We start from the raw sequence: 23334 nt of genomic DNA, 5'->3' as shown, positions 1-23334 counted from the left end.
CTTATGAAAATCGATGTGAGAAATGTAAGCAAATTATATAAGCAGAAGCATGCTTTAAAAAATATATCGTTTACTATTGAAGGGCCAAAAATCATAGGTTTTTTAGGCCATAATGGCGCTGGTAAAACAACATTCTTAAACCTTTTAGCAGGACTTATTTCTACAAATGAAGGGCAAATTTGTGTCAATGGCGAGAATGTATTTAATGCCCCTGTTATATTACGAGACATTTGTTTTGTTGCAGAGAGTGGGAATTTTCAAGAAGATATGACAGTTGCACAAAGTTTAAAGACTAATAGTTTTTTCTATCCAAAGTGGGATGGACAGCTTGCAAATGAACTACTTCAAGTGTTTGCTCTTAATCCAAAAGATAAGGTGCGCAATCTCTCCAAAGGGATGGTATCTGCACTCGGTATCATTACAGGGTTTGCCAGTAATGCTTCAATCACGATTTTCGATGAGCCTTACATTGGATTAGACGCAGCTGCAAGAAATACTTTTTATGATTTATTAATCGAACAACAAATAGAAAATCCAAGGCTATTTCTTTTATCAACGCATTTAATAGATGAAGCTAGTAAATTGTTTGAGGAAATTCTTATCCTCCATGAAGGTGAATTATTACTTCAAAAAACAGCGGAGGAATGGGAAAAGTATATTGTTGCAGTAAAAGGAAGTCCACAGGATGTCGAGCTCGCAATCAAAAACTTAGAAGTAATTTATAAGCATAGTTTTATGCAGGAGATGACAGCCGTTGTGTTTGCTAGTGGTCAGGCTATTGAAGATGAGAACATCACACTAGAAAATGTATCTTTACAAGACCTATTGGTTTATTTAAGTAAACAGCAGAAAGCGAGGTTAGTGAAATGAAGACAGTTCAGGGGAGCTTATACGTCCTTTTTCAAAGCTATAAAAAAAGTAATATTATTTTTTGGTGCATTCTGTTTTCAATCGTCATACTGTTATTTTTTATTGACACTTTTTTTGGGCAGTATGTATCCTTTGCCGTGACTATTTCAATACCTGTCTATGTTTTTTATAGTATAAAGGGAGCGAAAATTTTAAATAAAACATTGCCCTATTTTTTAAAGCTTGGCTTAAGTCGTATGCAATATGTGTGTAACGTTGGCTTATTTTTCATCGTTTGGAGCCTTGCTGGAGCATTCGTGATCGCTTGCACGCATAAAATTATTACCCTCGTTTCTAACCTATTTGATTATGAAAATATGGTTATTATCCACCCTATTTTATTTTTCAGCAATTCTGATTCCTTTTTATTAACAATGTCTATGGATACTGTGTTACTTCTACTCTGTCTAATTTCAAGCTTGCTTTTAAATGTCGTCTTTTACCGCTTCGGAACATTAGGTGGCTACAGCTTTATTGGTGTACTTGCGTTGATTCCGATTACAATGGTGATTTTCGAATGGTATACACCGCTGTTTGAATTAGTATCTAAGGTTTCTGCTTTTACTATTATCGCTAGCTTACTAGTTATTAGTATTTTCATCTATATCGTAATATCAGGTGCATTACGAAAAGCTTCTGCAATTCCATCATAAAACGGTGCTTGAAAACATTAAATAAAGAAAAGTAAAAACATTAACCATGAAGGGATTCAACAAAATGAAAAAAATCATTTTTAAAATTATTGGATTAGAACTGCTTCTTATATTTTTCTATGTTGCAAATGGCGCCTACGTATCCATTCAACAACCATCTAGTCCGTTTCTACAATTTGCCTTTTTGATTCCTTTAGCAGTTGGCCTCCTCCTTTATATTGCTGTCAAAAAGAAATGGAGCCATTACTTCTTTATTGCAATCAATAAAGAAAATATTATAGTATTCTCACCGCTTCTTATCGTGTTATGTATTATTTTAATTGGCACAAAAGGCTTAAATTTCGAATCGATTAGCGATTTATTTCTTATGTTTATGATGCAAATGTTTATCGTTGCGTTTATTGAAGAAACAATTTTCAGAGGAATCCTACTTCGCATGTTGCAACCTAAAGGAACCTTTGTTGCCATATGGATTTCAAGCATACTGTTTGGCGTCACACATGCATTGCAACTAGTTGGCGGGCAATCGGTTGAAGATACTATCATTCAAATTATTTATGCCCTTCTTGTAGGTCTTGTTCTTTCATTACTGATTATCGATGGCCAATCCATTATTTTGACAATTCTCTTCCATGGTTTTAATAATTTCTTCAACTTTATGGGGAATGCTGAAAGTTCTATGCTAACAGCGTATATTATCATTATTGTCCTATTTGTTTATACGTTATTTTTATGGAGACGTGTTAAGAAAAAAGACAAGGGGCTACTCCTAACAGCATAAATCAAATTAAAAGCATCTTCGATTGAATTCGGGTATAAATACCTTACTTTCAATTAGGAGGTGTTTTTTCTGTCTTATACAGTTTCTCATATTTTTCTATAAGTATGTACGTTGCATAGTTACATCTTTTATTACTATTCTACATGCAGTTAAAAAGGGCATTACCATGAGCTTTGTCCTTTATAGGATGCCCACTGATAATGCCCCATTCGCATTCGTTATGCTACATTCAATCTTACTTTTGAAAAACGCCTTTAGAAACTATCTCTTCAACACTTACTTTTCGATCTTCATTTAGAGACAATGTAAGGGCATCTGCAGTAGCAATTGATGCTCTCGCAGCAGTACCGTCCAGTAAAGGAATAAATTCTTCTTCAACCTCTGCCCCCTGCATAATACTATGGAAATACTTCATCTCTTTTTCCATAATCGAATGCAGCCACATTGGTGGTGTTTGATTTGGTTTACCATAGGCAATCGCTTGGTCAGACTTTAGCCCACTATAAATTCTTGTACGATCCTCATCTTCTTCTTTTGATTCATGCAATAAATATCTTTCTTCTTTCTCCGGTGTTTTTAAAACTACTTTTACATCTTGCAAATCGATTAAAATTGCACCTTTCGTTCCTTGGATTTTTACATAATGATCGCTCCATCTAAAAGCAGACCCATATTGTAATGTGGCAAATCGTTTATTTTCAAATTCAAGCGTAATTAATAACATATCATCTTCATCACCAAATTGTTCTCCTTGATGAGCAACATTTCCCCCAACCATTGACACACGTTTAGCTGGACCCATTAAAAACTGAATAAAATCAAGTTCATGAATATGATGATATAAATGACCACCTGAAAGTTCCCTTTGCTTTTTCCAACTTACTTCTTTTTGTGCTTCTTCCCAGCCATTACGTTCTGCGTGACAGAAAAGAATTTCACCAATTTCACCTTCGTTAATCAATTTTTTAGCTGTACGTACCCCGTTCATAAAATTCATGACATGACCTGCCATAAATGTAACGCCATTTTGTTTCGTAGCTTCAATCATCTCATTACAATCTTCATAGGATAAGGCAATTGGTTTTTCACAAAATACATGTTTGTTATTTTGTGCAGCGCTTAAGACGGGATGCTTATGAAATCCATTTGGGGAAGCTATAATTACCGCATCAATATCTGCTCGTTGACACAATGCTTCAATATCAGGTTCAACCTCACAATCTAATTCTTTGGCAACCACTTCTGCATTATTTGGATCATATACCGCTACAATCTTCGCATCTTCTAAACTGTTAAGTATTCTTGCAAGACCTGCTCCAAAATAGCCTGTCCCTACTACTCCATAGTTGATTTGACTCATATTTATTCTCCTCTCAATTTAAACAATTGTTATTTTCCTGCTCCATCCGATAAACCGCCTGCAATCTTATTTTGGATAATCATAAAGAATATAATAGAAGGTAAAATGACAATTACAGATGCGGCCATCATTTCTCCCCAATCCAATACTTCTGAACCTGTTAAGGAATACAATGCCACTGATATTGGCATCTTTTCAGAACTATTTATAAGCAGCAAAGCAAATAAAAACTCATTCCACGTATTGATAAAGGTATAAATAGCAGTTGCCACTACACCTGGCGCTACGATTGGTAGCACGACTTGCAGAAAGGTACGCACTATCCCTGCTCCATCCACCTTTGCAGCTTCCTCTATTTCTAATGGAACGGTTTGAAAGAATCCAATAAGCATCCAAATCGCATAAGGAATTGAAAAGGAAAGATACGTTATGACTAGTCCCGTCCATGTATTTACTAAACCTACAGATACGATAATAATCGAATATGGGACTGCCAAAAGAATAGGCGGGAACATATAAGTCGTGATTAAGATTTTAGTCATTTTCTTTCCTGCCTTCGGAAAGAAACGAACAATGCCATATGCCCCTAACGCGGACACTACGATGGTAATGAATGTAGCTGAAAAAGATACTAATAAGCTGTTTTTTATATTGGTAGTAAACGATAAGTCATTTAACACCCTGAAATAGTAATCAAATGTTATTTTTTCAGGAAAGAATGAGAGTGGATTATTAGCCATTTCCCCTGAGGACTTTACTGACGATAAAATAATCCAAAGTAACGGGAAGACCGACACGATAGCTAATAAAGTCAAATAAATATAATTCATTGTTGTAGATAGTTTGCTTTTTCCTACCATCATCGATCCTCCCTTTCCCATTTATCGAGTAATTTAAAGTACAAGAAACAAATACCAAGTAAAAATAATAATAGAATGACGGTAATGGCAGAAGCGACGCCAAGCTGCTTCATACCCCATCCTGCTTTAAATGCAAAGATTGGCAATGTTGTCGTAATATCTGAAGGTCCCCCTCCAGTAATTAAGTATAGGATGTCAAAGTTATTAAAGACCCAAATCGTTCTTAAAACTAATAATAACCCGATAACGACACGAATATGTCTTAGCGTAATATGCCAAAATACTTGAAACGAGGATGCCCCATCCATTTGGGCTGCTTCGTACTGTTCTGATGGAACCGTCTTCAAAGCTGATAAAATATTAACCATAAACAACGGTGCTCCAAACCAAATATTTATTAATACTACAACGATAAAAGCTAAATCTGGATTAGCTAGAAAGTTAATATTTGCGTCTGTTATTCCAATTTTAGTGAGTAAATTAGGTAAAAATCCGTATACATCGTTTAAAATATATTTCCATGAAAAGGCAATGACGATTGCTGGAAATGCCCACGGAATTATCAATAAAGTTCGATAAAGTCCGGTGAATTTTGGAATTCTATTTAAGGCTAATGCAGCAGTAAAACCAATAAATAATTGCCCTGCTAACGACAAAACAGTCCATTTTATTGAATTCATAAAAGCCCTATAAAAATCTGGATTGGTTAAAACAAATTTAAAGTTTTCTAACCATACAAAGTCATAAAATGGACGGATTAAATTTTTCGAAGTAAAACTAAAATAGATACTCGAAAAGATTGGATAGATTAATAGTAAAATAACTATTAGTACAGAAGGTAAAACGAATAGCATACCTGTCAAATTAAAAGACTTAAGTTTTTTTTCCATGTCTCGTCTCCTTTCCTGTTATGTAAAGACCTGTTACAATTACGCCTCAATGTAATGGTCTCCAAATTTTATTGAGCCATCGCACCTTAAAGAAGTATGAAACAAGTTAAAAAACAAACGCCCTCATAATTCATGAGAGCGTCGTAAGTTGTGTATTCCGAGCCCTGCTTATTTACCTAACATCTTAAATAAGTCATTTAATTCCTTTTCGGCCTTTTCAGCAGCTTCTTTTACAGGTACATCTTTAAGAACAATATCCTGGAACATTTTCTCAATAACGCCTTGACTCACGATAATACCTGATTGTAAGGTAGGACCGTTCTCCATACCGATTGCAGTCCCTTTATCTACGGCTGCGCTAATAACTTTTACGGCATTATCAAATTTCTGGATAGTCGGATTATTTAAGAATTCTGGGTCCTCAGCAATGTCTTTTAAAGCTGGTAGCATTCCTGCTGGTACTGAATGTAAAAACTTAATATATTCTTCTTTTTCATATAAACTTTCTACAAATGCCTTAGCGATTTCAGGGTGCTTACTATTTTTCCACACTACAACTGGAATGTTAGATGTTTCAATTCCGTTTTCTGGATCATTCGCATTAATTTTTGGCATTGGCGCAGCATCAATTTTATCGAGCAACTGTGGAGAATTCGTTTCCACTCCACCGATTTGGAAACCGCTATTAAAGTCAAACGCAGTTTTTCCTTGATAGTATAAATTAGCTTGATCTAATACTTTATAATTGACTGAACCTTCAGGTGATGTAGATTTATACATATTTATCCAGTAATTAATACCATCAATTGCGGCTTTACTTGTTAAGTTTGCTTTTCCATCTTTCGTTATTAACGTTTCACCAGCTGAACGAACATAAAAATTCAAGAATCTTGTTGCCATCATGTCGCCAGATCCCATTGGCACTGATAATCCATAAACATTAGGAGCATTATTTAACTTTTTAGCAGTTTCATATAGTTCATCCCATGTTTTTGGCACTTCCAATCCTGCTTCTTCTAATAAATCTTTTCTATACCACATCACTTGCGCATGTGAATACAGTGGGATAGAGTAATTATTTTCATCCACTGTTCCTTCTTTTAGCGGGGCTTCATAAAAACGATCCCTACCAATGTTATCAATGACATCATTTAATGGCACAAGTGCATCAACATCAATTAATTCAACGACATGGTTTGGCAATGCTGTACTCACATCTGGAACTTGTCCAGATTGCAAACCTGTTGTCCATTTCGTATAAAATTCAGGCCACGCAAAAGTTTCGATTTTTATTTTTACTTTTGAGTGTTCTTTCATAAATGAATCTGCAGCTGCTTGCATAAATTCTAATCTTGGTCCCTGTGTGAAGGAATGCCAAACTGTGATTTCCCCTTCAAATTCCCCTGAAGAGCTTTGGTTTGTTGTTGCTTCATTTTCTCCACTGCTACAAGCAGTAGTAATCATCATAGCTAATAAGACGAACAACACTAACATTTTATTTTTCATTCAAATACCACCCCTTCAATATTTATAGATATGAAAAGTAATACAAACTAACTTATAACAACGCTTGTATAACGTTTAGCAATTGCTCCATCGATTCTATCCTTCATGACCTCTATAGTATGTAATTCCATGCTGGAATTTCTTCTAATGGAGTACTTACACTTCCCATGAGAAAATGGAATGCACCAATACCTCTTTTAATTTCTATTAACTTCTTAAAAAGCTTTATAGAAAGATTAAAACAATATAAAGACTGAAATTTCAGACATATCTAGTTAAAGGACTAGCGCGCAAACGCCGTACATTCCTCCGTTAACAATGCTCCTAGGTGGGCAATTAATGTGCATTTTCATTTGAGATTCAAACTTTGATAAATACATTCCCCAATACACATGCCTACATAATGCATGTGTACCCCATTTTCCAGGTCGTCATAACAAGCATAAAAAGCTGGAAAAACTTATTTAAATCTCTTTAATGTTATTTTCTCCCTCCCGCTTTTCAATAATTATCTGTTACCGCTTTCAAATGAAATATACCAAATTAAAAATTAATTGTAAATAATTTTCTTTATATTTTAAATTTTTGAAAAAAAAATCCACCAATAATTAAGCTGTTTAATCACATTCAAACAAAGAATATTATAAGCAACATAAGGGTTTCACAGTCTTTTTACTGTGAATGACAAGTTGATTTCATTGGGTAATTTTAAAAAATGTTAATGTTGAGAATTTTCGGAATATATGTATAATTCACTTGTGTACGCATTTCATTTGAGGAAAATATATTCCTACACTTTAATATGTAGGACAAAATCCTTATTATTCAGTATGTTTTAATGCGTTAATTTTGTAAGGAGGTGTTATTATTCGACTTGTCCTTTTGCTGTAAAAGAACAGACCTAGTCACTTAAAGCTGTAAGGCGTAACAACATATCTTTAACACGTACTAGCTTTCGCTTCACAAATTTAAACGATAGGATTTTAACGCACATTTCAGACAATCTACTTCAACTGGAAACTCTTTTTACAGGAGCTCTTAAATAAATATACGAGGAGGCATAAATATGAAATATACTTTTAAAGTAATCGGTATCTCTACACTGCTCTTAGGGCTTGGTTTTAGTCAAGTGAATCCAACACATGCAAGTGCAGAAACAAATGTTACAAGTAATCAAACACAATACGTTAGTACACCAATTTTTGAAAAAAATAATATAGTGTTAAATAACCAAGGATTAGATGTAACGAATGAACTACAACAAGCACTTACATCGGAAAGTTCTACAATAATCATTAAGTTTAAGTCCAACAATCAAAATGCATTGCAAGCTTTGTTTGGAATATCAAATAAAGACACTGGCTATAAAAATAATTATTTTGATATTTTTTTACGAAATAACGGTGAATTGGGTGTCGAAGTAAGAGACGCTAATGCAAGTATTAATTATCTGATTGCAAGACCCGCTTCTCTATGGGGGAAAGATGAGAGTGGAGAGGTTTCTAACACTGTAGCATTTGTTTCAAACTCACAACAGGGTATGTATGCGTTGTATGCTAATGGTGAAAAAATTATTGAAAGTAAAGCTTCAAATTTTAAACCGATTAACAAAATTTCAGGAGCAAATTCCTTTGTTTTAGGTGGAGTTAACCGAGAAGGAAAACTAGACTTTAAGTTTAATGGAGAAATAGAATCACTAAAAATATTTAATGAATCTTTATCCAATGACCAACTGATCAATGAAACGACAAATTCCACTACAAACAACTTGATTTTTAAAGCTGGCGATACAACAAAAGCTAATTATTTCAGAATTCCTGCTTTATATACGCTAAGTAATGGCAGAGTTCTTGCTAGTGTGGATGCTAGATACGGAGGGACACATGATTCTAAAAGCAAAATAAATATTGCTACCTCATATAGTGATGACAATGGGGTTACTTGGTCCAATCCCAAACTAGCCTTAAAATTTGATGACTATGCAGAACAAACAATTGATTGGCCTAGGGATGACGTAGGTAAAAATATTCAAATAAGTGGTAGTGCCTCTTTTATTGATTCTGCATTAGTGGAGGATAAACAGAACAATAAGGTAATTTTGATGTCTGATTTTATGCCAGCTGGTATTGGAAATCAGAATGCATTAAAAACGGATTCAGGTTACAAATCAATAAATGGACAGTTCTATCTAAAATTGAAATATGGCTCTGAATCGGCATATAATTATTCCATTCGTGAAAACGGTGTAATCTATAATGATATTTCAAATACACCAACTGAATATAGTGTGGATCATTACTACAATATAAAAAAGAACAATGAATATTTAAATGTAGAGCAGTACTCTGTCAAGTTTGAAAACGGTAATTTAATTGAATACAAAAATGGTAATCAAGTTAAAATGAATATCTTTTACAAGGATTCCTTATTGAAAATTACACCTACGAACTATATAGGCTATACGACAAGTGATAATTCAGGGGAAACTTGGAATGCTCCGCTATTATTACCGCCTTTCCTTGGATTAAATTCTAACGCTTCATACTTAAGCCCTGGACAAGGTTTGGTCTTAGCTGACACGAATCGCATTATCTTTTCATCATATGCAAGTAAGCAAATGGTATATATTATTAGCGACGACAATGGGCTAACTTGGACACATAAAACCGCTCCACTGCCGTTTACTAATGCAACTGCCGAAGCACAAATGGTGGAAATTAAACCAGGTGTCATTCAAACGTATTTAAGAACGACAACAGGCAAAATAGGCTATATGACGAGTTTAGATAGTGGAGATAGTTGGAGTGAAGTGAAATATCTAGACATCGTGGAAAATACCTCTTATGGTACACAACTGTCGATTATTAAATATTCTCAGCTAATAAAAGGCAAAGAGGCAGTAATATTAAGTACCCCGAATTCCACAAATGGCCGAAGAAATGGACAGTTATGGGTAGGATTCATCAATCAAGCTACAAATACAATCGACTGGAATCACAAGTATGATGTCGATTATCCGCAATATGGATATTCATATTCAGCACTTACCGAGTTACCAAATCATGAAATCGGTTTATTGTATGAAAAATATGATGCATGGTCTAGAAATGAGTTACATTTAAAAAATGTATTGAAGTACACTACTTTAACGATTGATGACATTATGAATTAATTCATACATTCCGAGCGTTGGATTGCTAATTGATAATAAAGACACGTTAAGAAAAAAACATTCGTACAATAATATAGTAGTAGCATATCAAGGGCTTCCAGAAGCTCTTGATATTTTTTTGTTAACTAATGGGTTGCTCCTATTATTTGAATAAGTTTCCCATTATGAGCATCTATCACGACAGTTGGATTTCTATTATCAAATTGGAGCATAATTACCCATTCTTTACGGTTAAACATTCGATTTAACATGCCAGTTTGATTGTGTAATTGTGTATTTATTTGTTCAGTAGTCAGCTCCTTTACATTGACATTCATTTGCGCAGTATATGTATGTTGAGGAGGATTATTTAAATACATTTCTGCCTTTAAAACGGCATCTTTAGTATCTAACATTGGTGTCTTATAAAAATACAATAGCAATAGTAGCAGGCCCATCAAAGTCACAATGTTTTTCAATAGCCTATCTCCTTAGTTCTCATATTTTATCAGCGATTCGATTCATTTTATTGGCCATCCTCTCGATGCTATCAGCGATCGCTTACCCCCAGTAGATAATAATCGAAATTGTCCTCACAACCAGCAATATAGTATTCTGATTTGCCTTGCATCTTACCTTTGCTAGTTATAGCAGTACAAATTTCTGTCTTAACTCCTTTATCTTGCCCACCGAATGCATCATTCGTGTTATCGTATGAATATTGAATGTTCTCCCCATCATAATGTAAATCCTGAAAAATAGGATCACCTTCGATGGTAAAGGATGTCACCCGAATCTTGTCCTCTTGCTGCTTTGTTATGCTCTGCAAAAATTGCTCAAAACGCTCTAGGTTGTGAATTTCACTTGGTGTAACCGTAATATCCCCCTTTTCAATGGCATCTGCTGTGCTATAGCTACTTTTTGAACAGCCCGTTAAGACAAGCATACTTATGAAAACAAACATTACATTTTTCATCATTTTATAGTAAATGTCCTTCATGTTTTTTATCTATTATACACTAAATTTACAATATATTGTAAAATGAATATTGTATCTTGAACATATTGGAGATGTGATTGAAGTGAAAAAAACGGCCGTATTGTTATACCCGCAATTTAGTGAATATGAATTAAGTGTAGCATTATCAATATTAATGCAAGGGAATAAACCCATTGTGACAGTTGGTTTAAATAATAAGAGTTGCATTAAAGGTGAGTCAGGTTTATCTTGTTTAGCAGATATACAACTTTGCGAAGTCAATTTAGAAGAGTTTGATAGTCTGTTATTACCTGGCTGTTTGGACATTATGACATTAGTAGATGCGCAAGAGCTAATCGATTTTATTAGAAAAATGAGTTCTACTGGGGCAATCATTGCTAGTATTTCAAGCTCTCCATACCTTTTAGCTAAGGCTGGTGTATTGAAGGGCAAAAACTATACAGTAGGCTTGTCACTTGAAGGTATGAAGCAATTAGGGGTTTTTGACCTTAACTATTACTCAGAAGACTTAATCGTCCAGGATGGTCCGATTATTACTGCAAGAGGAAGAGGTTTTATTCAGTTTGGTGTTGCTTTTGGTAAAGCGTTACAACTTAATTTTGATGAAAATTGGTATCAAGCATAAAAATAAAGGATAGTTCTGTCGCCAAATTACTGACGAGAACTATCCTTTTTCGTTAGGCATTTCAATATACGACTAAAATGAAAAGCAGCTCTTGTTATATCCAGAAGCTGTAGTTTATTTTCATTTTTTGGCTGTAGCTATCGATAAATGATTTTCACAAATTGATAAATCCCCCAATTACTGCTTTCCCTTTTGGTAAATAAACATTACATGCCACGAAATTTCACTGCTCTGTGGCAGTTAAGAGATTTAACTAGCCCCTAATAGGCATACAAATAGACCACTTAGTCTTACATCTCATATGTTAATTATGAACCACAACTTATCAAAACAGGAGGTAATAACATGTTTAATCGTAAGCGTCACCATGGAAGAGGACCACAATGCTGCCCACCACAAACAATGCCAACACAATTTGATCCACCACAATTTTTACCACCAGAGCAATATGTTCGCACAAATTATATCCATACAGTTGTACCACACGTTCAGCCAGCACATATCACAACAGTTAACAAACATATCATTGATCATCAATACTACTTCCCATGCACTGAAAACGTAGTAAACGAGTGCTGTGAAAACCACACTCTATGCGGTATGCCACACAATCACTGCCATATGCCACAGCACCATATGGGTCACCATAAACATATGGGCATGGGTATGGGGTATTAATTTTTTATGCGATGAGACACTTTTTGTCTCATCGCTTTTCTCATCTTCTATCGGCTGCACTATTCTTTTCCAGCAATCTTCACTTGGTTTCGCCCCGCTTGCTTAGCAAGATACAGTGCACCATCTGCAGCTTCAAAAAGGGCTTCTGTCGTACTAGCCATTTTCGGATACTCCGCAACCCCAGCTGATAATGTTACTGGACGTCCACATGGACTATTCGTGTTTGCTAATAGTTGTCTTAAATTTTCGGCTACAATTGCTGCTTCTTCAACAGACGTATTAGGCAATAAGATAATAAATTCCTCACCACCATATCGACAGCAAATATCATGTTCCCGTGCTACAGCTTTCATATTTTTTGCTAAAAATTGCAGTACTTTATCTCCTACTGCATGACCATAAGTATCATTAACGCTCTTGAAATAATCTAAATCAAGTAAAATAATCGAATGCATCATATGTTTTTTCTGCCATTCATATAGCATAGCATCCATTGTGCGTCGATTTGTTACACCAGTTAAAGGATCTGTTGTCGATTGATCTTTAAAATAGGATACTTGCCCTTGCAAAAAGGACAAACTTCGAATAAGCGCACTCTTTAAATAATACGCTTCAAAGTACCAACTGCGTACGGACTTTAACCCTTCTACATTTCGTGAATCTAAACTTTCTTCCGTTAATGTTGCTAACTGTTGTAATGGACGGGCAATTCGCGCTGCTGTCCATAATAAAATAATGATTGATAATAGCATAAGAGGGATAGCCTTAATCGCTACATCTTGTACTCGGTCGAATGAAGGCTCTAGCGCTACATCTAACGGTCTTTGAGAAACGACTCCCCACCCTGCTAGCGGCACGGAGCTATATCCTGCCAGCATCTCTACCCCTTTTGTGTTCGTTACTAGCTTTGCGCCATTTTTTCCCGAAACAACTTCTTGAACAGCTTTATTTTTTATTACAACATCGTTAATGCGCGTTGGATCTTGATGGTAAATAATACGTCCATCTGCATCTACTACAAAAACATACGAACCGTCATGATAATAATGCTCTCCTAATAGCAAGTTAAATACATTCTTTTCCTTTAAATAAATTGTACCTGCTACCATTCCTAAGTATTCATTTTCCGTTGAAAATATAGGGTATGAAATAAAGATAATTAGTCTTCCTGTTATGCCTTCATATGGTTTGGATACGAGAGGGGTTTTTTTAGATAACGCCTCTTTCCCCCCTGCAGAAGTTAAATACCTACCTTTAACATCTACAGAAGGCGGTGATACAGACAATACTAAACCATCCGCATTGGACACAATGACTGAGTTAAACATATTATTTTGCATTTTTAAACGATCTGTTTCCCGATCCAAGGCAGCCTCATCGTTCATGATAGATTCTATATTGCCCGCACTATATCCTAAAATTTGAAAGGCTTCTTCTAAGTATGCACTTGCGGTAGTTGCCAATTTTTGTGCATATACACGATTGGTTTCAAGCGAATTTTCCTTTATCGAATCAACATTCATGCGATAGCCACTCCATAAGCTACCGATACTTGTAAGGAAAAATGCTGCCATAGCTAAACCCATTATTAAATGCTTTAGCCTTAATTGTGTTGATTTCATTGTTTTTTATTACTCCTATTTATGTATTTTGGACATCTTATTAATTAAGTTTAAAGACTCACTTTCCACTATCTATTAAAACACAAATTTCATTTTATTTTACAAATATCTTGTATATATTAAAAGTATTTGTAAAAGAAGTATTGTTAAAGACCTATACAGGAATTGTAAAACTAAACTTTTAATCATTTTTCTGGTTTAAATATAAAACTAAAAACTCAATATATTATAATTTTTACTATATTTCTCTAACTTAATGTATATATTTATGATTATTGAGCTATCTCTTTTACAATTAAATACGTTATTTAGAACACGACTATTCTATTATATAGCAACAGAAATTTATGTACGAGATGATTATTCCATTATAAAAAAAAGACTATTTACAATAAGCGTAAATAGTCTTTTTCTTATATTTCTTCTTTTCGAACATGTTCAATCAGTCTTTCTAAATACTGAATAGAGCCCTGTATTCTAAAATTCGCATAGTCGCCAACAAACTCTGCTAACACTTCTCCACCTGGTTTAACTAAATGCTGTCTATCTGATTTAAAAAGTAAGTCCCATTTTGAATGCATCCCGTTTAACTTTTTTTCTAAAATATGAATGATTCTATCGCGGTCCACATATTCCATATTCGCTAAACCGATAACCATATCACCTATCGTATTTGCACTTTCAAGGGATTTATAAATCTTTTTTGGCAAGGCATCGCGGCCCTTTTCCGTAATGGAAAACACATGCTTATCTGGTCGATTATCCTCTTTTATAACTTCTTTCGTCTCGATTAATCCTTGCTTCGCTAATGATTCAAAATGATAATATAACTTACTTTCCGTTAAACCATTTATCGAATCAAGGGACTGTAATTCTGAGATTTGTTTTTTTAAATTATAAGGATAATTATCTCCTTGCATAAGCTTGCTAAGAATGAAAATTTGAATTGCCATTGTTTCAGCTCCTTAGGCAAATATTAGTTCTATTTTATCAAAACTAACGATTTACTTCATCAGAATTTTATGCCTTTGATAAATTCTAAAAAAACTACTTCTCCACAGCTACTGGTAGTGGTTTATGAAGTACCCAAACAATAAGAACATTAATGACCATTGCTACAAAGCCAACTGTCGTTAATCCTAAAACGAACGGAGCCGCACTCACACTACCAAAAATACTGTTAAAGTATGCTTGAACAGAATAATACATTGGTGAAATATGACTCATCCATTTATACGGTAAATACATCATATCGCGATTGATTGTTGCACCATTCGCGATTGTTTGGATTAATAGAACTGGAATATTTAAAATCATACCTGCTTCACCAACTAATAAAACGAAAACTGCAGTGAAGTTAAAGCATGCCCAATAGTTTAGAATTTGTTGACCCCAAATTTGGAAGAATGAATCTGCTCCAGATAAATCATTGATTGCAAATGACATTGCTGTTGATACTAAACCAGCTAACATACCGATAATAATTGCTGTTAATTGCATGTAGATAAATAAACGTGTTTTCGTTGCTTTCCCACGACTCGCTTTAAATGCACCTACTAATTGCATCGCACCAATCATTGCCCCAACATAAATTGCCATTGTTAAGAACATTGGAAGCATATTATTATGCATACCATCTGGCACGTCGTTCAACGTAACAATATTTCCTACATAACTATTTTCAATTTGTGCCGCTAATTCAGCCGCTTGCTCTTTTGGAACATGTAAGTTCATTAAAATTCCTTGAGCAGTTTGTTGTGAAAATTGTGCACTTAATTGTGCGTTAATTTGCATGACGATTTGTTGCATAGAAGATGACACTGCTGTTGCACCAGCTTCATTGATTGAGAAATCAATGCTAGATGATACATCGCCTTTTTGTAAATCAGCTGAAAACGTCTCTGGAATGTGAACAACTAAAGCTAAGTCGTTTTTTTCTAAATCTTTTATAGCCTCTTTATTTGAGATCTTTGTTTGAATATCCTCGAATGGCAGCTGTTCAGTTAAACTATCCGCTATTTGAGCGCCATATTCTCCTTTATCATCATTAATAATGGCAATCGGTAATTGATCCATATTGCCCGGTATTGCTGTGTACCCTGGTAAAAAGATACCCAACATACAGACCGCATATAAGATCCCCATAAAAATAGAGCCTTTTGCACCCTTCGTTTTCAAAAACTCTTTAAACTTCATTTAATTAGTACTCCCCTTCTACAAACCTGTTTGTTCAATTTATATTCTAAACAGAATAGTTTAATTTAAGTAGTTTAATTAAACCGTGAGTGTAATTCTACAAAAATACTATTTACTTTGCAATCAATACATATAGCCTACTAATATTAATTTTTATAATTTGTCCAAAGTGTGAAATAGCATCTCTTTGATAACGTTTACAAGTTCAGACTTAGAAAATCAGGGATTATTTGTAAGCAAGGAGCGTATAAAGACATTTATATTTGAACAATAAAAAGCGTTGGACGTATAGCTCCAACGCTTTTTTAGTTTTATTACTATCCTGTCTCATTTTCTGTATGAAAAGAATTATATCAATTGATTAATAAATTCATTCATATTTCTTTAAAACAATCGCTGCGTTATGACCACCAAAGCCAAATGAGTTTGATAATCCGGTATTAATATTCACATGACGAGCAACAGATGGTACATAATCTAGATCACATAATGGATCGGGATATTCTAAGTTGATAGTAGGAGGAATGATTCCTTCCTTTAAGCTCATCGCTAAAGCAATTGCCTCCGCTCCACCAGCCGCTCCTAGCATATGACCAAGCATTGATTTATTTGCTGTTACTGGGATTTGATAAGCTTGTTGGCCAAACAACTGCTTAATAGCCATCGTTTCAGAAATGTCTCCTACTTTTGTACTTGTCGCATGAGCACTAATGACATCAATTTCTTCAGGTGATATTTTGGCATTTTTTAATGCTGACTTCATTGCGAGATAGGCTCCCTCGCCTTCTGGATGTGTGGCTACGATATGATGTGCATCTGAACTTGCACCATAGCCTATTACTTCTGCATATATTTTTGCCCCTCGTCGTAATGCATGTGATAACGATTCTAAAATTAAAATGCCTGCTCCTTCTGACATAACAAATCCATCACGGTTGTCATCAAATGGACGGCTAGCCATAGCAGGTTCATCGTTTCTTGTTGATAATGCCGTAGCATTTCCAAAGCTAGCTATCGATAAATCTGTTATCGCGGCCTCTGTTCCACCTGCAAACATAACATCAACTTCACCGTAACGAATTAATCTAAATGCTTCTCCGATAGCTGTATTTCCGATTGCACAAGCTGAAACAGGTGACATGGAAGGACCCATCACTTTCCACTTAATACTAATTTGAGCTGCAGCAGCATTAGCCATCATGGCAGGTACTAAAGTTGGGCTAACTCTTCGTGGCCCTTTCTGTCTAAGCGCATCAATATTTTCAATGAAAGTTTCAATTCCACCTATACCTGAGCCGACGTATACGCCTAATCTTTCTGCATCTATTAGATTGAGGTCTAAATTGGCATCTTGCCATGCTTGTTCTGCCGCAACTAATGCAAATTGAGCAAAACGATCTAAGCTTCTTGCTTCTTTCTTCCCTAACGCTTCCTCTGCATTGAAATCTTTAATAATACCTGCAATTTTTGTCTTTTGATTTGTAGTATCAAATGTATCAATCGTTGATATACCCGATTGCCCATTCATCAAATTGTTCCAAAATGTTTTAACGTCGTTGCCTAGAGGAGAAACTACTCCCATTCCAGTAATCACAACTCTCTCCATTTTTCATTCCTCCAAATCAATATTATAGTTGTATTTTACATCGTTAATATCCTATTACAAGACACTGTTTATCCTGGTATAATAACTACTAGGAAAAAATGATACTGAGGTGTTGTGAACTTGAATGATAAAAATAGGCTTGAAGCTTTGTCGACATTTTTAAAATCGAAACGTGCCCAAATAAAGCCCGAGTCTATCGGTTTGCCTGCCGGAACGCGGAGAAGAACACCAGGATTACGCAGAGAAGAAGTTGCCCAATTGGCAGGTGTAAGTACTACTTGGTATACATGGCTAGAGCAAGGAAGAGATATTAAAGTATCTGCAAGTGTGCTTGATTGTATTGCTACTGCTTTGCAATTGAGTAATGATGAAACAGACTACTTATACAACCTTGCATTAGATGTAAAATCTGAAATGACAAATCTAAAAAAGAATTCTTCAGAGCTTAGCCCTGCTTTAAAACGAATATTAGCTGAATTAACATATTGTCCAACCATTATTACGGATCGGCATTGTCATATTGTCGGTTGGAACGCTGCTGCTGCGCATGTTTTTTTAGACTTTGACCTAGTACCGTATAATGAAAGAAATTTAATTCGTTTAGTGTTCACTAGAAAAGAGTTTAAAGCGTTAGCCGTCAATTGGGAACATTTTGCGAAAGGTTTTCTTGCTATTTTCCGTACCTACTATGGACACTATTTAGGTGATGAATGGTACAACCAATTTATTGAGGAAATGAGTCATTCCCATCAAGAATTCCGAGATTTATGGCAAGAAAGTCAAGTGAGTAAGGCGCCAGAAATGATAATCGAATTTAGACATGCCAAAGCAGGCAAAATGTTGTTTAATCTCACTTCACTCCAAGTTCAAGGTGATATGGATTTACGATGCAGTATTTATACACCTGCAGAGGAAACAGAAACAGAGGATAAATTAAAGCGGTTAATGAAGAAGGTATCCGGTGAAAAATGAAATGGATTTTTTGGTAGAAAAAAAGCGTTGGAGCCCTTGAGCCCCAACGCTTTTGATTAATACATTTTTAAATATTGGTCGCGTTCCCATTGGTGTACTGTTGTACGGTACATGTCGAACTCGATTTCTTTTGCTTCTTTAAAGTTAGCGTAAATGTGCTCACCTAAAGCAGCTTGAGCCACTTTATCTTGCGCAAGTAATGTTAACGCATCGTCAAGCGCTGGCGGTAAATTGGCAATACCGTTTGCTTTGCGCTCTTCTTCCGTCATTACGTAGATATTGCGGTTAATTGCCGCTGGTGGTGTTAATTGTTGGCGAATACCTTCTAGACCCGCTTCTAAAATAACAGCCATCGCTAAATATGGGTTTGCTGCTGGGTCCACTGAACGTACTTCTACACGAGTTGAAAGTCCGCGTGCAGATGGGATACGAATAAGTGGTGAACGGTTTTGTGCAGACCAAGCAACGTAGCATGGCGCTTCATAACCAGGAACTAATCGTTTATAAGAGTTAACAGTTGGGTTTGTTACTGCTGTGAATCCTTGTACGTGTGCAAGGACACCTGCCATGAATTGCATTGCTGTTTCAGAAAGGCCTAGCTCAGTAGACTCATCATAGAATGCATTTTCTTTACCTTTAAATAATGACACGTTAAAGTGCATACCAGAGCCTGCTTCACCAAATAACGGTTTTGGCATAAATGTTGCATGTAAGCCGTGTTTACGTGCAATTGTTTTAACAACTAATTTGAACGTTTGGATGTTGTCACATGCTGTAATGGCATCCGCATATTTAAAGTCAATTTCATGTTGACCAGGTGCTACTTCATGGTGAGAAGCTTCAATTTCAAAGCCCATTTCTTCAAGCTCTAAAACGATATCACGACGACAGTTTTCACCTAAATCAGTAGGTGCTAAGTCGAAATAACCACCGTGGTCGTTTACTTCTAACGTAGGTTCACCTTTTGCATCTAATTTGAATAAGAAGAATTCTGGCTCAGGCCCTAAGTTGAAGCTTGTGAAGCCCATATCTTCCATTTTTTTAAGGATACGTTTTAAATTGTTACGTGGGTCACCAGCGAATGGTTCGCCTTTAGCAGTGTATACGTCACAGATGAAACGTGCTACTTTCCCTTTTTCTGAAGTCCAAGGGAAAACTACGAAAGAATCTAAATCAGGATATAAATACATATCTGATTCTTCGATACGCACGAAACCTTCAATTGATGAGCCATCGAACATCATTTTGTTTTCTAGTGCTTTGTCTAGTTGACTAACTGGAATTTCAACGTTTTTAATTGTACCTAGTATATCCGTAAATTGTAAACGAATGAAACTAACATTTTTTTCTTCGATTAAACTCTTGATGTCCTCTTTTGTGTATTTACCCACAGTTTTCCACACTCCTATAAATTGTCTAGCTTATATCTTTACCCTACCCTATTAAATAAAAACCGACCAATTGAAAAATACTTGCATTTATCTAATAGAATCGGGATAAATCCCCACGTCGGATAGATGACTTTTGCATGCGCTGTGCTTGACGCATTTCTTCGCGCATAATTTGACGTAATTCTGTGTCAGTTAAATCAGGTTCTTCAGCTGCAACAGGATCTAATTTTTTAGCAAATAATTTTTTAATTTTCGCCATATTCATACCCTGCTCCAAGTAATCTTTTATTTCAAGAAGCGTATCGACGTCATTTAATGAAAACATTCGACGATTACCTTCTGTTCGGTGTGGCTCAATTAAATGGTGTTCTTCATAATAACGAATTTGGCGTGCCGAAAGCTCGGTCAATTGCATCACGATACTCATAGATAATAACGGCATCGTTCGTCTAATTTCACGACTCATTTAAGTCCCCCCAATACCCGCTTATCATATAACGAAATATTTTCACTGTCAACAAAGATGTAAGGTTTCCTAACATGGTTTTTTAATTTTTTTTAGAATTGATGAAAAATTGTTAAAAACTATACAAATTACAGTCTTTTTCTTGTTAATAAATTGTAAGAAACAGTAGATTTCAGTTCCATTCGCTCCTTTTTATACTAATTTCCTCCACTTAGAAGTTCTATACAAAACGTATTTTCCATTCGTACTGAAGTGTCAAACTCCCACTATTACCATTACGAGACAAGCCCCATCACAAAACTGTGATAGGGCTTGTCTAACAGCTATAAATTGCCTATTTTCGTATGCTTTGGACAGCGCTACAAATGGCAAATTTCACGTGCTCATATGTCAATCCACCTTGAATAAATGCTGTATACGGCGGACGAATTGGACCATCCGCTGTAAGTTCAATGCTTGAGCCTTGAATAAATGTCCCCGCTGCCATAATGACATCGTCTTCATAGCCAGGCATGTATGCAGGCTCTGGAGCGTAGTGCGCATTAATAGGAGAATTTGCTTGAATTTCTCGACAGAAAGCAATCATTTGTTCTGCTGTTTTAAATGATACCGATTGAATTAAGTCTGTCCGCTCCGCATAATAACTAGGGAAAGTATTCATCCCTATTTCCTCCAGCATTGCTGCTGTGAAAATGGCACCCTTTAATGCTTGACTAACAACATGTGGTGCAAGGAAAAAGCCTTGATAGAAATCACCAAGTGTGTTTAATGTTGCGCCTGCTTCTGCCCCAATACCTGGTGAGGTCATACGATAAGCACATTTTTCTACTAAATCAGCTCGTCCTGCAATATAACCACCTATTTTTGCTAAGCCACCACCCGGATTTTTAATAAGAGAACCTGCCATTAAATCAGCGCCTACTTCTGTAGGTTCCTGTGCCTCCACAAATTCACCATAGCAGTTATCAACAAAAATAACGGCATTCGGAGCCAATTCTCTAACTTTTTCACACATTTTTGCAATTTGTGAGATGGTAAAGGAAGGACGAGTTGCATAGCCTTTTGAACGTTGAATAGCTATCATTTTCGTGTTTGGTGTAATAGCTGCAGCAACTGCAGTCCAATCAATTTCTTTATTGTCAATCAAATCTACATGGCGATAACCAATTTTATAATCCTTCAGCGAACCCGTATCTTTGTCACCACCATCGACAATCGATTGTAGCGTGTCATATGGTTGACCTGAAATATAAAGCAATTCATCACCTGGTCGTAGCACACCGAATAGACTAAGCGTAATCGCATGTGTACCAGATATGATTTGCGGACGGACAATCGCCGCCTCTGCTCCAAAAACTTGTGCATATACACGCTCAAGATTGTCACGTCCCTCGTCATCATAGCCATAGCCATTTGACGGATGTAAATGAAAATCGCTTACTTGATGCGCTCTGAATGCGGAAAGTACCTTTTGCTGATTGACGAACGCCATATTCTCTACCTTCGTATGATAAGGGCGCACCTTTTCTTCTATTTTTTCCGCTAATGTTAACGTTTCTGCTGTTAAATGGGTTGTAAAAGTCATTGTTTTCGTCTCCGTTTCAAATTGTTCTTTCCTATCTTATCAATTTGTTTGCAACCCTGCAAAAATTGCTATTGTGTCTAGCTGTTAAATGCGCTAAGCTAAGGGGCGGACTTACTACAAATTATTCTCGTATAAGGGGGGAAAGTGATGGCTTGGGAAGTTTTTAGCATCATCGGGACAATTGCCTTCGCTATTTCCGGGGCAATAATTGCAATGGAAGAAGAATACGATTTATTCGGTGTATATATACTTGGCATTGTAACTGCATTCGGTGGAGGTGCCATTCGTAATTTACTGATTGGTCTACCTGTCACAACATTGTGGGGGCAAGATATGATGTTCCAAATTGCGATTGCTGCAATTACTATATTTTTTATTTTTCCGCATCATCTAATACAGCATTGGCATCGTTGGGGCAATTTCACAGATGCTATTGGTTTATCGGCTTTTGCTATACAAGGTGCATTGTACGCTGTCAAACTCAATATGCCAATTAGTGCAGTCATTGTTGCTGCTGTTTTAACTGGTTCAGGCGGTGGTATTGTTCGGGATTTATTGGCTGGACGGAAGCCACTCGTGCTACGCGATGAAATTTACGGTGTCTGGGCAGCACTTGCAGGTCTTCTAATTGGACTGGAATTACTACCAGGCGATATTTTCTTATATGTATTATTCGGTGTCATTACGGTTTTACGAGTTCTTTCATATATGAAGAAATGGCGTTTGCCGTTACGGAAGTTGAACCGAGCTTAATAGAGGCTATACCATTATTGTCCGCTTCGGCGAGTGCTTTCTGCGGGTACAACGTAAAAATGTCATCATATTAGTCGAACTCTATATCGTTGATGTCCGCTTCGGTGTGCGCTTTCCGCGGGCATGACGTAAGCCGCAACCTTCGCTAACGCGCGGTTTGTTGCGTCTTACACTGCGTGCGTTCCCGCAGGAGTCGCCCACCTTCGCTACCATCAACTCGTGTTCTCTTCTAATTTTTTATTTACTGCAAAAGAATGAACAGCTATAGTTTCATTCTTCTTACATAGCGTAAAAACGCCATCACATTAGTCGAACTCTTTCTGCTTTACC

Annotated in this window: 21 protein-coding genes; 8 read left to right on the top strand and 13 right to left on the bottom strand. The window is 36.0% G+C overall.

Going from position 1 to position 23334, the window contains the following annotated elements; translation table 11 throughout:
* Window positions 1-3 precede the first annotated feature (3 nt).
* The 3 genes from ACIQXW_RS01555 to ACIQXW_RS01545 all read left to right on the top strand — a co-directional run bounded on the left by ACIQXW_RS01555 (window position 4) and on the right by ACIQXW_RS01545 (window position 2343).
* Window positions 4-870: an ABC transporter ATP-binding protein gene (locus ACIQXW_RS01555; protein WP_402759499.1), complete on the top strand. Its 867-nt coding sequence runs from the start codon at window positions 4-6 to the stop codon at window positions 868-870.
* Window positions 867-1562: a hypothetical protein gene (locus ACIQXW_RS01550; RefSeq protein WP_401020225.1), complete on the top strand. Its 696-nt coding sequence runs from the start codon at window positions 867-869 to the stop codon at window positions 1560-1562. The genes ACIQXW_RS01555 and ACIQXW_RS01550 overlap by 4 nt, the downstream gene beginning before the upstream one ends.
* 64 nt (window positions 1563-1626) lie before the next feature.
* Window positions 1627-2343: a CPBP family glutamic-type intramembrane protease gene (locus ACIQXW_RS01545; protein ID WP_401020227.1), complete on the top strand. Its 717-nt coding sequence runs from the start codon at window positions 1627-1629 to the stop codon at window positions 2341-2343.
* Between the two features lie 235 nt (window positions 2344-2578).
* Here ACIQXW_RS01545 and ACIQXW_RS01540 read toward each other — a convergent pair whose 3' ends face one another.
* The 4 genes from ACIQXW_RS01540 to ACIQXW_RS01525 all read right to left on the bottom strand — a co-directional run bounded on the left by ACIQXW_RS01540 (window position 2579) and on the right by ACIQXW_RS01525 (window position 6959).
* Entirely contained in the window at window positions 2579-3703 is a 1125-nt protein-coding gene (locus ACIQXW_RS01540) for a Gfo/Idh/MocA family protein (RefSeq protein WP_401020230.1), read from the bottom strand.
* Window positions 3704-3732: 29 nt separating this feature from the next.
* Window positions 3733-4566, bottom strand: coding sequence for a carbohydrate ABC transporter permease (locus ACIQXW_RS01535; RefSeq protein ID WP_340825696.1), 834 nt, complete (start codon window positions 4564-4566; stop codon window positions 3733-3735).
* Window positions 4563-5453, bottom strand: coding sequence for a carbohydrate ABC transporter permease (locus tag ACIQXW_RS01530; RefSeq protein ID WP_402759496.1), 891 nt, complete (start codon window positions 5451-5453; stop codon window positions 4563-4565). Before ACIQXW_RS01530 ends, ACIQXW_RS01535 begins: the two co-directional genes overlap by 4 nt.
* A gap of 168 nt (window positions 5454-5621) precedes the next feature.
* The gene (locus ACIQXW_RS01525) at window positions 5622-6959 is read right to left on the bottom strand and encodes an ABC transporter substrate-binding protein (RefSeq protein WP_402759494.1); all 1338 of its coding nucleotides are present in this window, start codon (window positions 6957-6959) and stop codon (window positions 5622-5624) included.
* Window positions 6960-8025: 1066 nt separating this feature from the next.
* On the opposite strand from ACIQXW_RS01525, the gene ACIQXW_RS01520 reads away from it, so the two are divergent.
* Window positions 8026-10131, top strand: coding sequence for a sialidase domain-containing protein (locus ACIQXW_RS01520; protein WP_402759492.1), 2106 nt, complete (start codon window positions 8026-8028; stop codon window positions 10129-10131).
* Between the two features lie 125 nt (window positions 10132-10256).
* On the opposite strand, the gene ACIQXW_RS01515 is transcribed toward ACIQXW_RS01520, so the two are convergent.
* Window positions 10257-10589 carry a hypothetical protein gene (locus tag ACIQXW_RS01515; protein WP_401020239.1) on the bottom strand — a complete coding sequence of 111 codons (333 nt, stop codon included), beginning with the start codon at window positions 10587-10589 and terminating at the stop codon, window positions 10257-10259.
* 71 nt (window positions 10590-10660) lie between these two features.
* Window positions 10661-11089 carry a DUF4362 domain-containing protein gene (locus ACIQXW_RS01510; RefSeq protein WP_402759490.1) on the bottom strand — a complete coding sequence of 143 codons (429 nt, stop codon included), beginning with the start codon at window positions 11087-11089 and terminating at the stop codon, window positions 10661-10663.
* A gap of 94 nt (window positions 11090-11183) precedes the next feature.
* On the opposite strand from ACIQXW_RS01510, the gene ACIQXW_RS01505 reads away from it, so the two are divergent.
* Window positions 11184-11735, top strand: coding sequence for a DJ-1/PfpI family protein (locus ACIQXW_RS01505; protein ID WP_402759488.1), 552 nt, complete (start codon window positions 11184-11186; stop codon window positions 11733-11735).
* Window positions 11736-12080: 345 nt separating this feature from the next.
* Entirely contained in the window at window positions 12081-12413 is a 333-nt protein-coding gene (locus ACIQXW_RS01500; RefSeq protein ID WP_173478152.1) for a CotD family spore coat protein, read from the top strand.
* A gap of 59 nt (window positions 12414-12472) precedes the next feature.
* Here the strand turns inward: ACIQXW_RS01500 and ACIQXW_RS01495 are convergent, their stop codons facing one another.
* From ACIQXW_RS01495 to fabF, 4 genes are all read right to left on the bottom strand, one after another.
* Complete coding sequence (locus ACIQXW_RS01495) at window positions 12473-14035, bottom strand: sensor domain-containing diguanylate cyclase (protein ID WP_402759486.1); 1563 nt, start codon at window positions 14033-14035, stop codon at window positions 12473-12475.
* Window positions 14036-14448: 413 nt separating this feature from the next.
* Window positions 14449-14988 (bottom strand): PadR family transcriptional regulator, encoded by a 540-nt coding sequence (locus ACIQXW_RS01490; RefSeq protein WP_340825706.1) that lies wholly within the window; start codon window positions 14986-14988, stop codon window positions 14449-14451.
* Window positions 14989-15082: 94 nt separating this feature from the next.
* Complete coding sequence (locus ACIQXW_RS01485) at window positions 15083-16231, bottom strand: YhgE/Pip domain-containing protein (protein WP_340825707.1); 1149 nt, start codon at window positions 16229-16231, stop codon at window positions 15083-15085.
* Between the two features lie 370 nt (window positions 16232-16601).
* Window positions 16602-17837 (bottom strand): beta-ketoacyl-ACP synthase II, encoded by a 1236-nt coding sequence (fabF, locus tag ACIQXW_RS01480; protein ID WP_402759484.1) that lies wholly within the window; start codon window positions 17835-17837, stop codon window positions 16602-16604.
* A gap of 120 nt (window positions 17838-17957) precedes the next feature.
* Between fabF and ACIQXW_RS01475 the strand changes: the two genes are divergently transcribed.
* Window positions 17958-18809 (top strand): helix-turn-helix transcriptional regulator, encoded by an 852-nt coding sequence (locus ACIQXW_RS01475; RefSeq protein WP_340825709.1) that lies wholly within the window; start codon window positions 17958-17960, stop codon window positions 18807-18809.
* Window positions 18810-18865: 56 nt separating this feature from the next.
* On the opposite strand, the gene glnA is transcribed toward ACIQXW_RS01475, so the two are convergent.
* The 3 genes from glnA to ACIQXW_RS01460 form a co-directional block, all read right to left on the bottom strand.
* Window positions 18866-20200, bottom strand: coding sequence for a type I glutamate--ammonia ligase (glnA, locus tag ACIQXW_RS01470; protein WP_340825713.1), 1335 nt, complete (start codon window positions 20198-20200; stop codon window positions 18866-18868).
* Window positions 20201-20291: 91 nt separating this feature from the next.
* Window positions 20292-20666: a MerR family transcriptional regulator gene (locus ACIQXW_RS01465; RefSeq protein WP_340825714.1), complete on the bottom strand. Its 375-nt coding sequence runs from the start codon at window positions 20664-20666 to the stop codon at window positions 20292-20294.
* Window positions 20667-21000: 334 nt separating this feature from the next.
* Window positions 21001-22251, bottom strand: coding sequence for a methionine gamma-lyase family protein (locus ACIQXW_RS01460; RefSeq protein ID WP_402759482.1), 1251 nt, complete (start codon window positions 22249-22251; stop codon window positions 21001-21003).
* 147 nt (window positions 22252-22398) lie between these two features.
* On the opposite strand from ACIQXW_RS01460, the gene ACIQXW_RS01455 reads away from it, so the two are divergent.
* On the top strand, window positions 22399-23004 hold the full coding sequence (locus ACIQXW_RS01455) for a trimeric intracellular cation channel family protein (protein ID WP_340825716.1): 606 nt from the start codon (window positions 22399-22401) through the stop codon (window positions 23002-23004).
* Window positions 23005-23334 lie beyond the last annotated feature (330 nt).

It is taken from the genome of Lysinibacillus sp. NPDC097162, from assembly GCF_044762185.1.
Lineage (GTDB): Bacteria > Bacillota > Bacilli > Bacillales_A > Planococcaceae > Lysinibacillus.
This window is presented reverse-complemented; position numbering and strand designations above follow the sequence as displayed.